General features: G+C 41.6%; 30 protein-coding genes and 1 pseudogene. 30 read left to right on the plus strand and 1 reads right to left on the minus strand.

The annotated features are described in order from the left end of the window. The first annotated feature begins 45 nt into the window (after positions 1-45). The 28 genes and pseudogenes from rplC to DJ533_RS05050 all read left to right on the plus strand — a co-directional run bounded on the left by rplC (position 46) and on the right by DJ533_RS05050 (position 14934). Positions 46-684 carry a 50S ribosomal protein L3 gene (gene rplC, locus DJ533_RS04915; RefSeq protein ID WP_065994092.1) on the plus strand — a complete coding sequence of 213 codons (639 nt, stop codon included), beginning with the start codon at positions 46-48 and terminating at the stop codon, positions 682-684. Between the two features lie 11 nt (positions 685-695). Beyond that, on the plus strand, positions 696-1298 hold the full coding sequence (rplD, locus tag DJ533_RS04920; protein WP_065994093.1) for a 50S ribosomal protein L4: 603 nt from the start codon (positions 696-698) through the stop codon (positions 1296-1298). Next, on the plus strand, positions 1295-1615 hold the full coding sequence (rplW, locus tag DJ533_RS04925; RefSeq protein ID WP_065994094.1) for a 50S ribosomal protein L23: 321 nt from the start codon (positions 1295-1297) through the stop codon (positions 1613-1615). Before rplD ends, rplW begins: the two co-directional genes overlap by 4 nt. An 11-nt stretch (positions 1616-1626) precedes the next feature. Next, positions 1627-2451, plus strand: a complete 825-nt coding sequence (rplB, locus tag DJ533_RS04930; RefSeq protein WP_065994095.1) for a 50S ribosomal protein L2 — start codon at positions 1627-1629, stop codon at positions 2449-2451. 19 nt (positions 2452-2470) lie between these two features. Further along, a complete protein-coding gene (gene rpsS / locus DJ533_RS04935; RefSeq protein WP_004869548.1) occupies positions 2471-2746 on the plus strand; it encodes a 30S ribosomal protein S19 in 276 nt (91 codons plus the stop codon). Between the two features lie 11 nt (positions 2747-2757). Continuing rightward, complete coding sequence (gene rplV, locus DJ533_RS04940; RefSeq protein WP_065994096.1) at positions 2758-3087, plus strand: 50S ribosomal protein L22; 330 nt, start codon at positions 2758-2760, stop codon at positions 3085-3087. A gap of 1 nt (position 3088) precedes the next feature. Then, a pseudogene (rpsC, locus tag DJ533_RS04945) lies at positions 3089-3905 on the plus strand (30S ribosomal protein S3). Beyond that, positions 3845-4258, plus strand: coding sequence for a 50S ribosomal protein L16 (rplP, locus tag DJ533_RS04950; protein WP_065994098.1), 414 nt, complete (start codon positions 3845-3847; stop codon positions 4256-4258). The pseudogene rpsC and the gene rplP overlap by 61 nt, the downstream one beginning before the upstream one ends. Further along, positions 4258-4455 (plus strand): 50S ribosomal protein L29, encoded by a 198-nt coding sequence (gene rpmC / locus DJ533_RS04955; protein WP_065994099.1) that lies wholly within the window; start codon positions 4258-4260, stop codon positions 4453-4455. Before rplP ends, rpmC begins: the two co-directional genes overlap by 1 nt. Then, positions 4452-4709, plus strand: coding sequence for a 30S ribosomal protein S17 (gene rpsQ / locus DJ533_RS04960; RefSeq protein WP_065994100.1), 258 nt, complete (start codon positions 4452-4454; stop codon positions 4707-4709). Before rpmC ends, rpsQ begins: the two co-directional genes overlap by 4 nt. A gap of 94 nt (positions 4710-4803) precedes the next feature. Further along, positions 4804-5172 carry a 50S ribosomal protein L14 gene (gene rplN / locus DJ533_RS04965; RefSeq protein WP_004725701.1) on the plus strand — a complete coding sequence of 123 codons (369 nt, stop codon included), beginning with the start codon at positions 4804-4806 and terminating at the stop codon, positions 5170-5172. 12 nt (positions 5173-5184) lie between these two features. After that, entirely contained in the window at positions 5185-5502 is a 318-nt protein-coding gene (gene rplX, locus DJ533_RS04970) for a 50S ribosomal protein L24 (protein WP_065994101.1), read from the plus strand. A gap of 16 nt (positions 5503-5518) precedes the next feature. Continuing rightward, complete coding sequence (rplE, locus tag DJ533_RS04975) at positions 5519-6055, plus strand: 50S ribosomal protein L5 (protein ID WP_065994102.1); 537 nt, start codon at positions 5519-5521, stop codon at positions 6053-6055. Between the two features lie 9 nt (positions 6056-6064). Then, the gene (gene rpsN, locus DJ533_RS04980; protein ID WP_065994103.1) at positions 6065-6370 is read left to right on the plus strand and encodes a 30S ribosomal protein S14; all 306 of its coding nucleotides are present in this window, start codon (positions 6065-6067) and stop codon (positions 6368-6370) included. A gap of 13 nt (positions 6371-6383) precedes the next feature. Continuing rightward, positions 6384-6779, plus strand: coding sequence for a 30S ribosomal protein S8 (gene rpsH / locus DJ533_RS04985; RefSeq protein WP_065994104.1), 396 nt, complete (start codon positions 6384-6386; stop codon positions 6777-6779). A 13-nt stretch (positions 6780-6792) separates the two neighbouring features. After that, positions 6793-7326, plus strand: coding sequence for a 50S ribosomal protein L6 (gene rplF, locus DJ533_RS04990; RefSeq protein ID WP_065994105.1), 534 nt, complete (start codon positions 6793-6795; stop codon positions 7324-7326). Between the two features lie 14 nt (positions 7327-7340). After that, the gene (gene rplR / locus DJ533_RS04995) at positions 7341-7691 is read left to right on the plus strand and encodes a 50S ribosomal protein L18 (protein ID WP_004725713.1); all 351 of its coding nucleotides are present in this window, start codon (positions 7341-7343) and stop codon (positions 7689-7691) included. Positions 7692-7693: 2 nt separating this feature from the next. Next, a complete protein-coding gene (gene rpsE / locus DJ533_RS05000) occupies positions 7694-8191 on the plus strand; it encodes a 30S ribosomal protein S5 (RefSeq protein WP_065994106.1) in 498 nt (165 codons plus the stop codon). Between the two features lie 6 nt (positions 8192-8197). After that, the gene (rpmD, locus tag DJ533_RS05005) at positions 8198-8374 is read left to right on the plus strand and encodes a 50S ribosomal protein L30 (protein ID WP_004825182.1); all 177 of its coding nucleotides are present in this window, start codon (positions 8198-8200) and stop codon (positions 8372-8374) included. A 3-nt stretch (positions 8375-8377) separates the two neighbouring features. Continuing rightward, a complete protein-coding gene (gene rplO / locus DJ533_RS05010; RefSeq protein WP_065994107.1) occupies positions 8378-8818 on the plus strand; it encodes a 50S ribosomal protein L15 in 441 nt (146 codons plus the stop codon). A gap of 45 nt (positions 8819-8863) precedes the next feature. Beyond that, positions 8864-10183: a preprotein translocase subunit SecY gene (gene secY / locus DJ533_RS05015; protein ID WP_171488593.1), complete on the plus strand. Its 1320-nt coding sequence runs from the start codon at positions 8864-8866 to the stop codon at positions 10181-10183. A gap of 20 nt (positions 10184-10203) precedes the next feature. Next, positions 10204-10320, plus strand: a complete 117-nt coding sequence (gene rpmJ, locus DJ533_RS05020) for a 50S ribosomal protein L36 (protein WP_000867907.1) — start codon at positions 10204-10206, stop codon at positions 10318-10320. Positions 10321-10426: 106 nt separating this feature from the next. Continuing rightward, complete coding sequence (rpsM, locus tag DJ533_RS05025) at positions 10427-10783, plus strand: 30S ribosomal protein S13 (protein WP_065994109.1); 357 nt, start codon at positions 10427-10429, stop codon at positions 10781-10783. A gap of 19 nt (positions 10784-10802) precedes the next feature. Next, positions 10803-11189, plus strand: a complete 387-nt coding sequence (gene rpsK, locus DJ533_RS05030) for a 30S ribosomal protein S11 (RefSeq protein ID WP_001040166.1) — start codon at positions 10803-10805, stop codon at positions 11187-11189. Between the two features lie 12 nt (positions 11190-11201). Then, a complete protein-coding gene (rpsD, locus tag DJ533_RS05035; RefSeq protein WP_065994110.1) occupies positions 11202-11828 on the plus strand; it encodes a 30S ribosomal protein S4 in 627 nt (208 codons plus the stop codon). Positions 11829-11845: 17 nt separating this feature from the next. Beyond that, positions 11846-12853 (plus strand): DNA-directed RNA polymerase subunit alpha, encoded by a 1008-nt coding sequence (locus DJ533_RS05040; protein WP_065994111.1) that lies wholly within the window; start codon positions 11846-11848, stop codon positions 12851-12853. Positions 12854-12871: 18 nt separating this feature from the next. Next, positions 12872-13237 (plus strand): 50S ribosomal protein L17, encoded by a 366-nt coding sequence (gene rplQ / locus DJ533_RS05045; protein ID WP_004281488.1) that lies wholly within the window; start codon positions 12872-12874, stop codon positions 13235-13237. A 206-nt stretch (positions 13238-13443) separates the two neighbouring features. Continuing rightward, on the plus strand, positions 13444-14934 hold the full coding sequence (locus DJ533_RS05050; RefSeq protein ID WP_065994112.1) for a flavin-containing monooxygenase: 1491 nt from the start codon (positions 13444-13446) through the stop codon (positions 14932-14934). 61 nt (positions 14935-14995) lie between these two features. On the opposite strand, the gene DJ533_RS05055 is transcribed toward DJ533_RS05050, so the two are convergent. Next, the gene (locus tag DJ533_RS05055) at positions 14996-16168 is read right to left on the minus strand and encodes an acyl-CoA dehydrogenase family protein (protein WP_065994113.1); all 1173 of its coding nucleotides are present in this window, start codon (positions 16166-16168) and stop codon (positions 14996-14998) included. A gap of 180 nt (positions 16169-16348) precedes the next feature. Here DJ533_RS05055 and DJ533_RS05060 point away from each other — a divergent pair, with 180 nt between their 5' ends. Then, positions 16349-16606, plus strand: a complete 258-nt coding sequence (locus DJ533_RS05060; RefSeq protein WP_065994114.1) for an FAD assembly factor SdhE — start codon at positions 16349-16351, stop codon at positions 16604-16606. After that, positions 16593-17009, plus strand: coding sequence for a hypothetical protein (locus tag DJ533_RS05065; RefSeq protein WP_065994115.1), 417 nt, complete (start codon positions 16593-16595; stop codon positions 17007-17009). Before DJ533_RS05060 ends, DJ533_RS05065 begins: the two co-directional genes overlap by 14 nt. Positions 17010-17453 lie beyond the last annotated feature (444 nt).

Consider the following 17453-nt stretch of genomic DNA (forward strand, 5'->3'; position numbering starts at 1 on the left):
TAACGCTCTAAGTTAATTAAGCCGCTTTTTTAGAGGTTTATGCACATGGCTATTGGTTTAGTCGGTCGCAAGTGCGGTATGACACGTATCTTTACAGATGCTGGTGTTTCTGTGCCTGTAACAGTGATTGAGGTTGATCCTAACCGTATCACTCAAATCAAAACGCTTGAAACTGATGGTTATCAAGCGATTCAAATCACTACTGGTGAACGTCGCGAATCTCGCGTAACTAACGCTCAAAAAGGTCACTTTGCGAAAGCGGGTGTTGCTGCTGGCCGTTTGGTTCAAGAGTTTCGTGCTACAGAAGCTGATCTTGAAGGTCGTGAAGTTGGTGGAACTATCGGTGTAGATTTGTTTGCAGTGGGTCAGATTGTTGACGTAACTGGTCAATCTAAAGGTAAAGGCTTCCAAGGTGGTGTTAAGCGTTGGAACTTCCGTACGCAAGATGCTACACATGGTAACTCTGTATCTCACCGTGTTTTAGGTTCTACAGGTCAAAACCAAACTCCTGGTCGCGTATTCAAAGGTAAGAAAATGCCTGGTCACTTAGGTGATGTGCGCGTAACAGTACAAGGTCTTGAAGTTGTATCTATTGACGCTGAACGTTCAGTTCTAGTTGTTAAAGGTGCGATTCCTGGTGCTACTGGTGGCGACGTTATCGTTCGTCCTACGATCAAGGCCTGAGGGGAAATAACGTGAATTTAAAAACTGTTTCCGGCTCTGCTGTTGAATTGTCTGAAGTTGCGTTTGGTCGTGACTTTAATGAAGCACTTGTACACCAAGTTGTTACAGCTTATTTAGCTGGTGGTCGTCAAGGCTCAAAAGCACAAAAATCACGTGCAGACGTTGCTGGTGGTGGTAAAAAACCATTCCGTCAAAAAGGTACTGGCCGCGCTCGTGCTGGTTCTATTCGTAGCCCAATCTGGGTTGGTGGTGGTAAAACTTTTGCTGCACGTCCACAAGATTGGTCTCAAAAAGTTAACCGTAAAATGTACCGCGGTGCAATGCAATGTATCTTAGCTGAACTTGTTCGCCAAGATCGTCTTGTATTGGTTGAAGAGTTTGCTGTTGAAGCGCCTAAAACTAAAGAATTGCTTGCAAAACTTAACGACTTGAACGCTACTCGCGCATTAATCGTTACTGAAGCTGTAGATGAAAATCTATACTTAGCTGCACGTAACCTTCCACATGTTGATGTGGTAGATGCTGCTGGGATCGATCCTGTTGGCTTGATCGCGTTCGATAAAGTTGTAATGTCTGTTGCTGCTGCTAAGAAAATTGAGGTAGAACTCGGATGAACAACGAACGTATCTATCAAGTCCTAAAAGGACCTGTATTCTCAGAAAAGGCACAAGTTTTAGGTGAAGCTGCTGGTGTTCAAGTTTTTAAAGTTGCACTTGATGCAAACAAACTTGAAATCAAAAAAGCAGTTGAACAATTATTTGGTGTTCAAGTTGTTAAAGTTAACACAACGATCACTAAAGGTAAGACTAAGCGCTTTGGTCGTACATTAGGACGTCGTTCTGATGTTAAAAAAGCATACGTCACCCTGAAAGCTGGCCAAGATGTCGAAATGGCTGACTTGGGCGATACCGCTGAAAGCGCAGCGGAATAAGGACGAAAATTATGCCGATTCAAAAATGTAAGCCAACGTCTCCAGGGCGTCGCTTTGTAGAGAAAGTGGTTCATAGCCATCTTCACAAAGGCGCACCTTATGCTCCGTTGGTAGAAGCTAAAAAACGTACTGGTGGTCGTAATAACAACGGTCACATTACGACTCGTCACGTTGGTGGCGGACATAAGCAGCATTACCGTCTTGTTGACTTTAAACGTAACAAAGATGGTATTCCTGCAACTGTAGAACGTATTGAATACGATCCTAACCGTACATCTCATATCGCACTTGTGCTTTATGCTGACGGTGAGCGTCGTTATATCATTGCACCTAAAGGCCTTCGCGCTGGTGATAAAGTACAATCTGGTAACGATGCTCCAATTCGTACAGGTAACTGCTTGCCACTTCGCAACATGCCAATCGGTTCTACACTACATAACATTGAACTTAAAATCGGTAAAGGCGCTCAACTAGTGCGTTCAGCTGGTACTTCTGCTCAATTGTTGGGTCGTGACGGTTCTTACGCAATCATTCGTCTTCGTTCAGGTGAAATGCGTAAAGTACACGTTGAATGTCGCGCTGTATTAGGTGAAGTATCTAATGCAGAAAGCAACCTTCGTTCACTTGGTAAAGCAGGTGCATCACGCTGGCGTGGCGTTCGTCCTACCGTTCGTGGTATGGCGATGAACCCAGTAGACCATCCACATGGTGGTGGTGAAGGGCGTAATAAAGGTATTCAACCTGTAAGCCCATGGGGTCAAAAAGCGAAAGGGTACAAGACACGTACCAATAAGCGTACGACTAAGATGATCATTCGCGACCGTCGCGTTAAGTAACAAGTAAAGGAATCTGACAATGCCTCGTTCTCTGAAAAAAGGCCCATTCGTCGATGCGCACTTGTTCGCTAAGGTTGAAGCGGCAGTAGCGAGTAACTCTCGTAAGCCGATCAAAACTTGGTCGCGTCGTTCGATGATCCTCCCGGATTTTGTTGGTTTAACAATTTCTGTACATAATGGCCGTAACCATGTTCCAGTGATTGTATCTGAACATATGGTTGGTCATAAATTAGGTGAATTCGCGCCAACTCGTACCTATCGTGGTCACGGTGTTGACAAGAAGTCTAAACGTTAATAGGTGCTATGATGGAAGTAACTGCTAAATTACGCGGTGCCGCTATCTCGGCACAAAAAACTCGTTTGGTTGCAGACCTAATCCGTGGCAAATCTGTTGCTCACGCGCTTAATATCCTTAATTTCAGCAACAAAAAAGCTGCGGTTTTGGTTAAAAAAGCATTGGAATCTGCAATTGCAAACGCTGAACATAATAACAGTTTAGATGTAGACGATCTTAAAGTAACTACGATTTACGTTGATGAAGGCATGAGCCTTAAACGTATTATGCCACGTGCGAAAGGCCGTGCAGATCGTATTACTAAGCGTACTTGTCACATCACCGTTAAGGTAGGGGTTTGATATGGGTCAGAAGGTTCATCCAATCGGTATCCGCCTAGGTGTTGTGAAACGTCATAACGCTAACTGGTATGCGAATCCGAAACAATACGCTGAATACTTGCTTAAAGATTTGCAAGTTCGTGAGTTTTTAACTAAAAAACTTAAGAATGCAATGATCAGCAATATTCTTATCGAACGTCCTACAGGTGCTGCTAAAGTAACAATTAGCACTGCTCGTCCAGGTATCGTGATCGGTAAAAAAGGCGAAGATATTGAGAAATTACAGCGTGAACTTACCAATATTATGGGTGTTCCTGCGCAAGTAAGTATCAATGAAATTGATCGTCCAGACTTAGACGCACGTCTAGTTGCTGAAGCAATTGCTTCTCAATTAGAAAAACGTGTAATGTTCCGTCGTGCTATGAAGCGCGCGGTACAAAACACAATGCGTGCTGGCGCTAAAGGTATCAAAGTTGAAGTTTCAGGCCGTTTAGGTGGTGCAGAGATTGCACGTACTGAATGGTACCGTGAAGGTCGTGTACCTTTACATACACTTCGTGCTGATATTGATTATGCTACTATGCGTGCTGAGACTACTTACGGTACGATCGGCGTTAAAGTATGGATTTTCCGTGGTGAGATTTTAGGTGGCATGAAACAAGTCATGAACCCTGCTCCTGCTGAAGAGCGTCCAGCTAAACGTGGTCGTGGTCGTGGTGAAGGTCAAGAGCGTCGTGGTCGTCGCAATGATCGTTCTGCTGAAAAAGGAGAATAATCCATGTTGCAACCTAAACGTACTAAATTCCGTAAAGTACAAAAAGGCCGTAACACAGGTCTAGCACATCGCGGTAGCACTGTATCTTTTGGTACTGTTGCGCTTAAATCTATCGAACGTGGTCAAATGACTGCGCGTCAGATTGAAGCTTGTCGTCGTACAATCAGTCGTCGTGTTAAACGTGGTGGTAAGATCTTTATCCGTGTTTTCCCAGACAAACCAATTACTGAAAAACCCTTAGAAGTTCGTATGGGTAAAGGTAAAGGTTCTGTGGAATATTGGGTTTGCCAAATCAAACCAGGTAAGATCTTGTACGAAATGGATGGTGTTAGCGAAGAATTGGCTCGTGAAGCGTTTACGCTTGCAGCAGCTAAGCTTCCGTTTAAAACCACTATCGTTACTAAGACGGTGATGTAATGAAAACTAAAGATCTACGTGAAAAATCGGTAGAAGAATTGGTGGCTTTGCTTGATGAGCAACAGTTGAATCAATTCCGTCTTCGCATGGCGAAAGCAACTGGTCAGTTGGGTAAATCGCATGAAGTTGCGCTTACTCGTAAGACAATTGCTCGCATCAAGACCCTCCTTACCGAAAAACAGGGGAACGCACAATGAGTGAGCAAACAGTTCGCACGTTAACAGGTAAAGTGGTAAGCGACAAAATGGACAAGTCTATTGTTGTTCTTATCGAACGCCGCGTTCAACACCCGTTGTATGGCAAATTAATCCGCCGTTCAACTAAATTACACGCTCATGATGAGAACAATGTTGCTAAAACTGGCGATCTTGTAAGCATCAAAGAAAGCCGCCCAATGTCTAAAACTAAGTCTTGGACTTTAGTTGAAGTAGTTGAAGCTGCTGCTGAGTAATTAACGTTCTTGTTGCATCATCGATCAATTTCGAGTACTCTTTGAGCCTTTCGAAATTGCGACCGGTGATGCGACTCGGTTTTGGAGTAGGGCAATGATTCAAACCGAAAGTATGCTCGACGTAGCAGACAACAGTGGTGCTCGCCGCGTACAATGTATTAAAGTACTAGGTGGTTCACATCGTCGTTATGCTTCTGTTGGCGACATTATTAAAGTTACTGTAAAAGAAGCAATTCCACGTGGCCGTGTTAAAAAAGGTGACGTGATGAATGCAGTTGTAGTTCGTACTAAATTCGGTATTCGTCGTCCAGACGGTTCTGTGATCCGTTTTGATGATAATGCTGCAGTTATTTTGAACAACAACAAGGCTCCGATTGCCACTCGTATTTTCGGACCAGTGACTCGTGAACTTCGTACTGAACAGTTCATGAAAATCATTTCATTGGCTCCTGAAGTTCTATAAATAGAGGCAATCATGGCTAAGATTAGAAAAGGCGATCAAGTAATTGTGATCGCAGGTAAAGAAAAAGGCAAACAGGGTACTGTTCTGTCTGTTTCTAATGACCGTGTTATGGTAGAAGGCCTTAACTTGGTTAAGAAGCATCAAAAGCCGAACCGTGCAACTGGTGCTGAAGGCGCTATCGTTACACAAGAAGCTTCGCTTCATATTTCAAACGTGGCAATTTTTAATGCTACAACCCAAAAGGCTGACCGTGTTGGTTACCAAGTGACTGAAGGCGTGAAAACTCGCGTATACAAGTCAAATGGTGAATCAGTGGCGGTGGCGAAGTAATAGGTTGAAATAGGCTATGGCCAGACTTAAAACGCGTTATAACGACGAAATCCGAGCTAAGTTAAAAGAAGAACTTGGCTTGGCAAACGTGATGGAGATTCCTCGCATCACAAAAATTACCATTAATATGGGTGTTGGTGCGGCTGCAGCTGACAAGAAATTGTTAGATGGCGCTTTAGCTGATATGCAAGCTATTGCTGGTCAAAAACCAGTACTTACTTTAGCTCGTAAATCTATCGCAGGTTTCAAAATCCGTGATGGTTGGCCGATTGGTTGTAAAGTTACTTTACGCGGCGAACAAATGTACGAATTCTTAGACCGTTTGATCTCAATTGCGATCCCTCGTATCCGTGACTTCCGTGGTTTCTCTGCGAAATCATTCGATGGTCGTGGTAACTACTCAATGGGTCTCAAGGAACAAATCATGTTCCCTGAAATCGATTTTGATAAGATCGATCGTATTCGTGGTATGGACATTACCATTACTACGACTGCTCGCACTGATGACGAAGGCCGTGCGCTTATGCGTGGTTTCGGCTTCCCATTCAAATAAGAGGTCGATATGGCTAAGAAAGGTATGATTAATCGCGAATTGAAACGCGAAAAAACAGTTGCTAAATACGCTGCAAAACGTGCTGAATTAAAAGCAACGATTGCAAACGTAAATGCTTCTGATGAAGAACGTTTCGATGCGATGATGAAGTTACAAGCATTACCACGTAATGCATCTCCAGTACGTCTTCGTAACCGTTGTGGTTTAACTGGTCGTCCTCATGGTTACTTCCGTAAGTTCGGTTTAAGCCGTAACAAATTACGTGACACAGTAATGCAAGGTGATGTACCGGGCGTTGTTAAGGCAAGCTGGTAAGGAGCGACTATAAATGAGTATGCAAGATACCGTTGCCGACATGTTAACACGTGTTCGTAACGCACAAATGGCAAAGAAACAAACTGTTTCTATGCCAAACTCTAAGTTGAAAGTTGCGATTGCGAACGTACTTCAACAAGAAGGTTATATTTCAAATGTAGAAGTTGCTGACAATGAAGGCAAAGCTACTTTGACTATTACTTTAAAATATTTCGAAGGCAAACCAGTTATCGAAACTGTGAAGCGTGTAAGCCGTCCAGGTCTACGCCAGTATCGCGGTAAAGATGCACTTCCGAGCGTTAAGCAAGGTTTAGGTATTGCAATTGTTTCTACAAGCAAAGGCATCATGACTGATCGCGCTGCACGTGCTGCGGGCATCGGTGGTGAAGTTATTGCTTTTGTTTCTTAATAGGTGATTCCTCATGTCTCGTGTGGCTAAAGCCCCAGTAACTGTACCAAATGGTGTAACAGTTACTCAGAACGGCCGGCAGGTCGAAGTGAAAGGCAGCAAAGGTACGTTGTCTTTCAACCTGCATGCGCTGGTCGAGCTAAAACAGGAAGAAGGTCAACTTCAAATTGCTCCTAAAGCTGAGTCGAAAGACGCTTGGATGCAAGCTGGTACTGCTCGCGCTGTTCTTAACAACCTTGTAAAAGGTGTTAGCGAAGGTTTCGAACGCAAGTTACAACTGATTGGTGTTGGTTATAAAGCTGCGGTTAAAGGTAACATTGTTAACCTTAACCTTGGTTTTTCACACCCAATCGACTACAACCTTCCAGAAGGTGTAACTGCTGAAACTCCAACTGCAACTGAAATCGTACTTAAATCTGCTGATAAAGCAGCTTTAGGTCAAGTGGCTGCAGATATCCGTGGTTACCGTCCACCAGAGCCATATAAAGGTAAAGGTGTTCGTTATTCTGACGAAGTTGTACTTCGTAAAGAAGCTAAGAAGAAATAAGGCGCGAGGTTCTTATGAACGAAAAGAAACAATCCCGTTTGCGTCGTGCAAAAAGCACACGCTTGCACATTCGTGCATTGGGTGCGACTCGTTTGTGTGTAAACCGCACGCCGCGTCACATCTATGCGCAAGTTATTTCAGCAGATGGTGGCAAAGTATTAGCGCAAGCTTCTACTTTGGATGCATCTTTACGTAGTGGCACTACAGGTAATGTAGACTCAGCTACTAAAGTAGGTGCTTTAATCGCAGAACGTGCTAAAGCTGCTGGTGTTACTAAAGTAGCATTTGACCGTTCTGGTTTTAAATATCATGGTCGTATCAAAGCCTTGGCTGATGCTGCTCGTGAAAACGGCTTGGAGTTCTAATCATGGCTAAAGTTGAACAAAACGAAGGTCTTGTTGAAAAGCTGGTTGCCGTTGATCGTGTAGCCAAAGTTGTTAAGGGCGGTCGTATCTTCTCTTTCACAGCATTAACTGTGGTAGGTGATGGTAATGGTCGTGTAGGTTTTGGTCGCGGTAAAGCACGTGAAGTTCCAGCTGCTATTTCTAAAGCACTTGAAGCTGCACGTCGTAACATGATCACTGTTGATCTTGTTGACGGTACTTTACAACACCCAATCAATGCACGTCATGGCGCTAGCCGTGTATTCATGCAACCTGCATCTGAAGGTACTGGCGTAATTGCTGGTGGTTCTATGCGTGCGGTGCTTGAAGCTGCTGGCGTACGTAACGTATTGACTAAATGTTATGGTTCTACAAACGCTGCAAACGTTGTAAACGCGACTTTTAATGGTTTGCGTGATATGACTTCTCCAGAGAAAGTAGCTGCGAAACGTGGTCTTTCAGTAGAACAAATTTTAGGGTAATCAATCATGAAAACGATTAAAGTTACCCAGACTAAATCTTCTTCGCATCGTTTGAAAAATCACAAACTTTGCCTACAAGGTTTAGGTCTGCGTCGTATTGGTCATACTGTAGAAGTGGTAGATACTCCTTCTAACCGTGGTATGATCAACAAAGTCTACTATATGGTTAGTGTAGAGGAATAAGCCATGACTCTGCGTTTAAATGAGCTTGCACCTGCTGAAGGTGCAAAACGTGAAAATCGTCGTTTAGGCCGTGGTATCGGTTCTGGCGTTGGTAAAACCGGCGGCCGTGGTGTCAAAGGTCAAAAATCACGTAAAAGTGGTGGCGTTCGTCCAGGCTTTGAAGGTGGTCAAACTGCGTTATATCGTCGTTTACCTAAATTCGGTTTCACTAGCCAAATGGCTTTGAAAACTGCTGAAGTACGTTTGTCAGAACTTGCTAAAGTTGAGGGTGATATCGTTTCACTTGAAACTTTGAAAGCTGCGAATGTTGTACGTAAAGATATGTTACGTGCTCGTATCGTTCTTTCTGGTGAAATTACTCGTGCGTTCACTGTACAAGGTGTTGCTTTGACTAAAGGCGCTAAAGCTGCTGTAGAAGCTGCTGGCGGTAAAGTCGAGGAGTAATCGCGAGTGAGTATGTCTCCTAGTTCTTCAGGTCATGTGAATATGATGAAAGGTCAACCATTTCATGTGAAATACCGTGAAATTATACGCCGATTAATGTTCTTAATTGGTGCATTGGTGGTCTTTCGACTAGGAGCGCATATTCCGCTACCAGGTATCGATAATGTCGCTTTAGAACGTTTTTTCAAGGCTAATGAAGGCACATTCTTAGGCTTGTTCAATATGTTCTCAGGCGGGGCATTAGAACGAATGTCAATTCTTGCGTTAGGGATCATGCCATACATTTCTGCATCGATTATCGTGCAGCTTATGTCTACGGTTGTTCCTTCGCTGGAAGCATTAAAGAAAGAAGGCGAGCAGGGTAAGCGTAAGATAAATCAATACACACGCTACGGCACACTATTACTCGCATTTGTGCAAGGTATTGGGATGTGTGCAGGTCTCATTAGTCAAGGCATTACTTTGACTTCTGGATTAGCATTTTACATTCCCGCGCTAACATCGTTAGTCGCAGGTACGATGTTCTTAATGTGGTTAGGTGAGCAGATTACAGAACGTGGGGTTGGTAATGGTATCTCGATGATTATCTTCGCAGGTATTGTTGCAGGTTTACCCAACTTAGTCATCCAAGCATTTACTTCAGTAGATAATGGTCAATCGAGCTTAATCGGTTTGGCTATCTTTGGATTGCTTTCTGTCGCTGTACTGGCCGCTATTGTGTTTATTGAAAAAGCGCAGCGCCGTATACCTGTTAACTATGCTCAAAAACAGCAAGGTCGACGTGTATTCACTGCACAGCAAACACATTTACCATTGAAAATTAATATGGCAGGGGTAATCCCAGCAATTTTCGCAAGTTCGTTATTGTTGTTCCCTGCAAGTTTAGGACAATGGTTAGGTAGTGCTGATCCAAATGCAGGAATCGTAAAACGTAGCCTACAAGATTTGGCACTCGTATTGTCGCCTGGACAACCTTTGTATTTGGTGCTCTTTGGTGCGTTAATTATCTTTTTCTGTTATTTTTATACGGCACTTGTATTTAGCCCTAAAGAAGTATCAGAAAACTTGAAACGCAGCGGAGCTTATGTACCTGGTATTCGCCCAGGTGAGCAAACTGCTCGTTACTTAGATCATATTCTTAATCGTTTGACGTTTATTGGTGCGATTTACATTACAGTGATTTGTTTAATGCCGATGATTCTACAAAGTTCATTTGGTATTCCGTTCCATCTTGGTGGTACATCATTGCTCATCGTAGTCGTTGTTGTGATGGACTTTATGGCTCAGCTACAAGCACATCTCACTTCACGCCAGTATGACAATCAAACGTTAATGAGAAAAACGACTGCTCATCCTAAGGGATAAGCGCACTTAGAGGTTTCATCATGAAAGTACAAGCTTCTGTAAAGAAAATTTGTGGTAGCTGTAAAGTTATCCGTCGTAATGGGGTTATTCGCGTAATTTGTAGCGCTGAACCTCGTCATAAGCAGCGTCAAGGTTAATTTAATTAAGACCTGTTGATTTCAGTAGGCTAATTGGGTTATTATCCGCCCCTCAAGATTTTGTGGGGCGGTTGATTATCTCTACTGCCTTTTTGGAGAAATTTGAATGGCTCGTATTGCCGGTGTAAACATTCCGGATAACAAGCATGCTGTTATCTCTCTCACGTATATCTTTGGTATTGGTCGTCATACTGCTAAAGTTATTTTAGCTGCTGCAGGCATTGCACCAACAACTAAGATTCGTGAATTAGATGATGCTCAGCTTGATGCGATTCGTGCTGAAGTTGCTAAGGTTCCGACCGAAGGTGATTTACGTCGCGAAATTTCCATGAACATTAAACGTTTAATGGATTTAGGCTGCTACCGCGGTCTTCGTCATCGTCGCAGCTTGCCTGTTCGCGGACAACGCACCAAAACTAACGCACGTACCCGTAAAGGTCCGCGCAAACCTATTAAGAAATAAGATTTCTGGAAGCTAAAAGATGGCTAAAGATACACGCACACGCAAGAAGGTCACTCGTACCGTCTCTGAAGGTGTTGCACACATTCACGCTTCTTTTAATAACACCATTGTTACGATTACCGATCGTCAAGGTAATGCATTGGCTTGGGCTACCTCAGGTGGACAAGGCTTCCGTGGATCACGTAAATCAACTCCGTTTGCTGCTCAGGTAGCTGCTGAAGTTGCTGGTAAAGCTGCTTTAGATTACGGTTTGAAAAACTTGGACGTCCTTGTAAAAGGTCCTGGTCCAGGTCGTGAATCTGCGGTTCGTGCATTAGGTGCAGTGGGTTATAAAATTAACAGCATTACCGATGTGACTCCAATTCCGCACAACGGTTGCCGTCCACCTAAAAAACGTCGCGTGTAAGGAGAAACATTCATGGCTCGTTATATTGGTCCAAAATGCAAACTCTCTCGCCGCGAAGGGACAGACCTGCAATTAAAATCTGGCGTTAAACCATTTGACGTCAAAACTAAAAAACATGCTAAGGCTCCTGGTCAACATGGTCAGGCGCGTGGCGGAAAACAATCTGAGTACTCACTACAATTACGTGAAAAACAAAAAGTACGTCGTATGTACGGTGTGTTAGAGCGTCAATTTAGTAATTACTATAAAGAAGCAGCTCGTGTAAAAGGCGCAACTGGTGAAAACTTGTTGAAATTGCTTGAAAGCCGTTTAGATAACGTTGTTTATCGTATGGGCTTTGGTTCTACACGTGCAGAAGCTCGTCAGCTTGTATCTCACCGTTCAATCACTTTAAATGGTCGTCGTGTTAACATCGCGTCTATCCAAGTTAAAGCGGGTGACGTGATCGCAGTTCACGAAGGCGCTAAACAACAATTACGTATTAAAAACGCAATTGAATTAGCTGCTCAACGTGGTACAGCTTCTTGGATTGAAGTAGATCATTCAAAACTTGAAGGTACTTTTAAAGCTGCACCAGATCGTTCTGATTTACCTGCTGAAATCAACGAAAGCTTGATTGTAGAATTGTATTCTAAATAATCCTTGAGGTAGCAATAATGACGCGTACTGCAAACGAGTTTCTTACTCCGCAAGCGATCAAGGTCGAAGCGGCAAGCGGGACCTCGGCGAAAGTGATTCTAGAACCTTTAGAGCGTGGCTTTGGTCATACTCTTGGGAATGCTTTACGTCGCATTCTATTATCTTCTTTACCTGGCGCAGCTGTGGTTGAAGTGGAAATAGAAGGTGTCGAGCACGAGTACAGTACTTTAGAAGGCTTGCAGCAGGACATCGTCGAGCTCTTGCTGAACCTAAAAGGATTGTCTATTAAGCTGTTCGATCAAAATGAAGCATATTTAACATTAGAGAAACAAGGTCCTGGCGATGTTACTGCTGCTGATCTTCGTTTACCACATAATGTTGAAGTGGTTAACCCTGAACATTTGATCGGCACGTTAAGTGCTACAGGCTCATTGAAAATGCGCTTGAAAGTTGCTCAAGGTCGTGGTTATGAAACATCTGATTCGCGCTTCCCTGAAGGCGAAACTCGCCCAGTAGGTCGCTTACAATTAGATGCTTCTTATAGCCCAATCAAGCGTGTGTCTTATACCGTAGAAAATGCGCGTGTAGAACAACGTACAGACCTTGACAAATTGGTCATTGATCTTGAAACCAATGGTACTGTTGATCCAGAAGAAGCAATCCGCAAAGCGGCAACAATCTTGCAACAACAAATTGCAATTTTTGTTGATCTTCAGAAAGATCAAGCACCTGTTGCTCAAGAGCCTCGTGAGGAAGTTGACCCAATCTTGCTTCGTCCAGTAGATGATCTAGAGCTTACTGTTCGTTCTGCTAACTGTTTGAAAGCAGAAAATATTTACTACATCGGTGATTTAGTGCAACGTACTGAAGTCGAGTTGTTAAAAACTCCGAACTTAGGTAAAAAATCGTTGACTGAAATCAAAGATGTTCTGGCTTCAAAAGGCTTGCAACTCGGCATGCGTTTAGAAAACTGGCCACCAGCTAGTTTACGTATGGACGATCGTTTTGCCTATCGTAGCCGTTAATTAAGTAGGACTATCACCATGCGTCATCGTAATAGTGGTGTGAAATTAGGCCGTACAAGCAGTCATCGTAAAGCGATGTTCCAAAACATGGCGAATTCTTTGTTTGAACATGAGTTAATTAAAACTACTGTTCCTAAAGCGAAAGAGTTACGTCGTGTTGCTGAGCCTTTAATCACTTTAGCTAAAAACGATACAGTTGCAAACCGTCGTTTAGCGTTTGCTCGTACTCGTTCAGCAGCAACTGTTGGTAAATTATTTACCGTTCTTGGCCCTCGTTATAAAGAACGTAACGGCGGTTATCTCCGAGTTCTTAAAGCTGGTTTCCGTGCAGGTGATGCTGCACCGATGGCTTATGTAGAACTTGTGGATCGTGAAGTAAACTAATACTTCGCTAAGAACTTCGGTTGTTCTGAAAAAGGTCGGTTTATACCGACCTTTTTTTATGTTTAAAAATTACTGATTGTTAGACAAAATACCAAAAATGTCCTGAACTGACATGTTTTCTGTCAGAAAAATGCAAACTTGACATTTTGTATTGTCAGATTTGTGCTTTAATAAAAATGTACTCTTCTAAAGGTTATAAAAAGAAAATGGAAAAGCAAGTTGATATTCTTATCGTAGGTGCAGGGATCTCAGGAATAGGTGTAGCTGCACATCTTTCAAAAAACTCACCGCAACGTTCTTTTGAAATTATTGAACGCCGTGAAAGCTTTGGTGGTACCTGGGATTTATTCAAATATCCTGGTATTCGCTCAGACTCGGACATGTCCACTTTTGGTTTTAACTTTAAACCATGGCAAAAAGCCAATGTTCTGGCGGATGGTGCGGCAATCAAAGGCTATGTTGGCGAAGTTATTGAAGAGTTTAAACTTAAAGATAAAATTCATTTTAAACATCGTGTACGTACTGCCAACTATGATTCTTCAATAAAAAAATGGGTTGTAGAAATTGAAGATGAAAATCAAAAAATGCAAACTTGGATCGCAAATTTTGTTGTAGGCTGTACAGGTTATTATAATTATGATCAAGGTTATCAACCAGATTTCCCAAATAAAGATGCATTTAAAGGTGAATTTGTAAACCCCCAATTCTGGCCTGAAAACTTAGACTATACAGGCAAAAAAGTAGTCATTATTGGGAGTGGTGCAACTGCGATTACACTTGTACCTGCAATGGCTAAAGGTGGTGCTGAACATGTTACGATGTTGCAACGCTCTCCGACTTATATTGCATCGATTCCTTCGATTGACTTTGTTTATGAGAAAATGCGCAAAGTATTGCCAGAAGATGTTTCTTATAAGTTAACACGTGCGCGTAATATTGGGATGCAGCGCGGTATTTATGCGATCGCACAAAAACAACCGAAGTTATTGCGTAAGTTTTTACTTAAATCAATTGAAATGCAGTTAAAAGGTAAAGTGGATATGAAACACTTTACTCCAACTTATAATCCATGGGATCAACGTTTATGTGTGGTTCCAGATGGTGATTTATTCAAAATCTTACGTTCTGGTAAAGCAAGTGTTGAAACAGACCAAATTGAAAAAATTACCGAAAATGGTATTCAACTTAAATCTGGTAAACATTTAGATGCAGACATCATCGTATCAGCAACAGGTTTAGAAATCCAAATTCTAGGTGGTATCAAAGCGACAATAGATGGTAAACCGATGAATACGTCTAAACACATGCTCTATCAAGGCGTGATGGTCAGTGATGTGCCGAATATGGCATTGATTATTGGTTATATTAATGCTTCTTGGACACTCAAGGTTGATATTGCAGCTGAATATATCAGTCGCCTTGTAAATTATATGGATAAAAAAGGCTTCGATGAGGTCATTCCTCAAGGTGATGCGACTGAGTTGATGGAAGATACGGTAATGGGTAGCTTAACTTCGGGTTATATCGCGCGTGCGGCTGATGTAATGCCGAAACAAGGTAAACATGCACCTTGGAAAGTCACCAATAATTACCTTGCTGATCGTAAAGAACTCAAAAATGCGAAATTTGAAGATGGTGTGTTGAAGTTTCATAAACGTGAGAGCCAGCCAAGCAAGAAACCAAAGTTAGTATCTTAATCGTTTTATTTATTTGAATAAAAATGGAGCTTAAAAGCTCCATTTTTCAATCTGTTTTAGATTATAAAGAACGTGAAATCAATTCTTTCATGATCTCATTGGTTCCTGCGTAAATACGATTTGCACGGTTGTCGATATAAGCGCGTGCAATCGGGTATTCAAGCATATAGCCATAACCTCCATGTAGTTGTAGGCACTCATCAACGACTTCAGAGAATAGTTCAGAAATTTTATATTTCGCTGCTGCTGCTGCATCGACACCAAGTGTACCTTCGAGTTGAAGCTCCATACAGCGATCTAAATAAGCACGGCAGAAATCAATTTCAGTACGCATTTCAGCAAGTTTGAAGCGTGTATTTTGGAATGCCCCAATCGGTTTGCCAAAAGCTTTACGGTCTTTGGTGTATTGAACGGTATGTGCAAATGCAGCTTCTGCACCTGCTTGACAAATGATCGCTACCAACATACGCTCCCATGCCAATTCTTTCATCAGCATGATAAAGCCCATGCCTTCCATACCTAATAAATTTTCTTTAGGTACACGCACATCTTCAAAGAATAACTCACAGGTGTCTTGACCTTTCATCCCGATTTTATTGAGTGGCTTACCTTTGCTAAATCCTGCGCGGTCAGCTTCAACAATGATCAAAGATAAGTTAGCAGAACCTTTGTCTGTATTGCCTGTTTTACACACAACGACAGCCATGTCACACAAATAACCATTGGTAATGAAGATTTTCGAACCATTGATAACATATTCATCCCCATCTAAAACGGCTGTTGTGCGTACGCCTTGTAAATCAGAACCTGTGCCAGGTTCGGTCATTGCAATCGCAGTCACTGTTTCGCCTGATGCCATTTTAGGTAACCAATGTTTCTTTTGTTCCTCATTACCAAAGTTATTGATGTAGTTGGCTACAATATCTGAATGTAAAGAAAAACCTGTTGAAGAATCCATTGCATAGGCTTGTTCTTCAATTAAAATCATACTGTAAAGGCGATCTACGCCATAGCCACCATACTCTTCCGGCATGGTTGCACACAGTAAGCCCATTTCACCTGCTTTGTTCCATAAATCACGATCAACATGTTGTTGTTCTTCGTATTTAGCAATATTTGGCACGACTTCTTTTTCGTAAAATTTACGTACGGTTTCACGAAATGCTTCATGTTCAGCATTAAATAAGTTACGAGGTAGCATATTTGCCAATGGTCGAATTGATCCTGATTGCATGTTTTTTATTCCAAATCATTGTTTAATATTTACAAATTAATTGAACATGAATTTGTTCTCAATGAGGTGAATGCTCATTTCATGGATGAAAATGATAAGTTTGGTCAATCTAGATAAATACACAGGTATTTATCATGGAATAAGGTAAACTAGTCACATCAATTATCTTCGGGGAAATCAATGTTTGAAGAATTAACTTTGGAAGAACGTAAAGTTATTTATCGTGCACGTCGTGGTTTGAAAGAAATTGATGTTTATTTTGATCCTTATGTAAAACAACATTATTTACAGGCAGACGCAACCGAAAAAGCTTTATTTAAAGAATTGGTTGACCAAGAAGACCCAGATTTACTCGATTGGTTTATGGAAGTATCTGAGCCTCCAAAACCAGAATTAAGACAACTTATTATTAAACTTAAACAATATGTCCATGGTTAATCTTGAACCTTATCGCTGTTTTAAGCTGAAACCAAGCCGATATTGGCGATGGTTTCAGCTTTTTTTGGGTGTAGCCATTATAATTCTTCTCTACCCAATCTTAACCCTATGGCTGTGGTTACCTTGTGTCTTACTTTTGACTGTTTCAGGTTATATGTTCAGTCTAAAACCGCAAGTTGCACAGTTTGAACAATTAGATGGACAGATTTGGTCGCTTAAATTTGTGCAAAATCAGAAGATACAACACGTAAAAATAAAGCAAATGATTGATCACATTTTTTATATTGTGATCTATGTTGAAGATGTTTCTAATTCAAATAAACTTTCAAGTTTTATTGTTTGGCAAGATCAATTAGCACAAAAAAGCTGGAAAATGTTAAAAACACAGGCAAAGTTAGCTTAATTGTTCGACATTTTATATTATATTTGAATATTAAAAATATTTAAAAAACAAATGGTTAGATTGTTTTTTGCTAATTTAGTTATTATTGTTAGACTAAAATCACAAAAAAGGAGTTAAAAGTAAGATTGTTAGACAATTTTATTTATTAATTTTTAATTTTACCTGTACATTAAATCTACCAACAGCAAATGAAGGATTTCAAAATGACTGAAGTTCAACAATGGTTGTTTCTAGTGATCGCAATTATTCTTGCGATTGTAGTGGGAAGACTAGGAACTGTGCTGAGGGAACAGATAGATAAAAGAAAACTTAAAACGAATAAACTCTCCTGAGAGTTTACCATTTAACAAGTAGCATGTGCTGAACCGTCGCAATGCTACTTTTTTTTGCCTAAAATTTAGTAGTCACTATTATACGGTCAATTCATTTTTATATGTATTATGG

The sequence above is a fragment of the Acinetobacter defluvii genome, from assembly GCF_001704615.3.
GTDB lineage: Bacteria > Pseudomonadota > Gammaproteobacteria > Pseudomonadales > Moraxellaceae > Acinetobacter > Acinetobacter defluvii.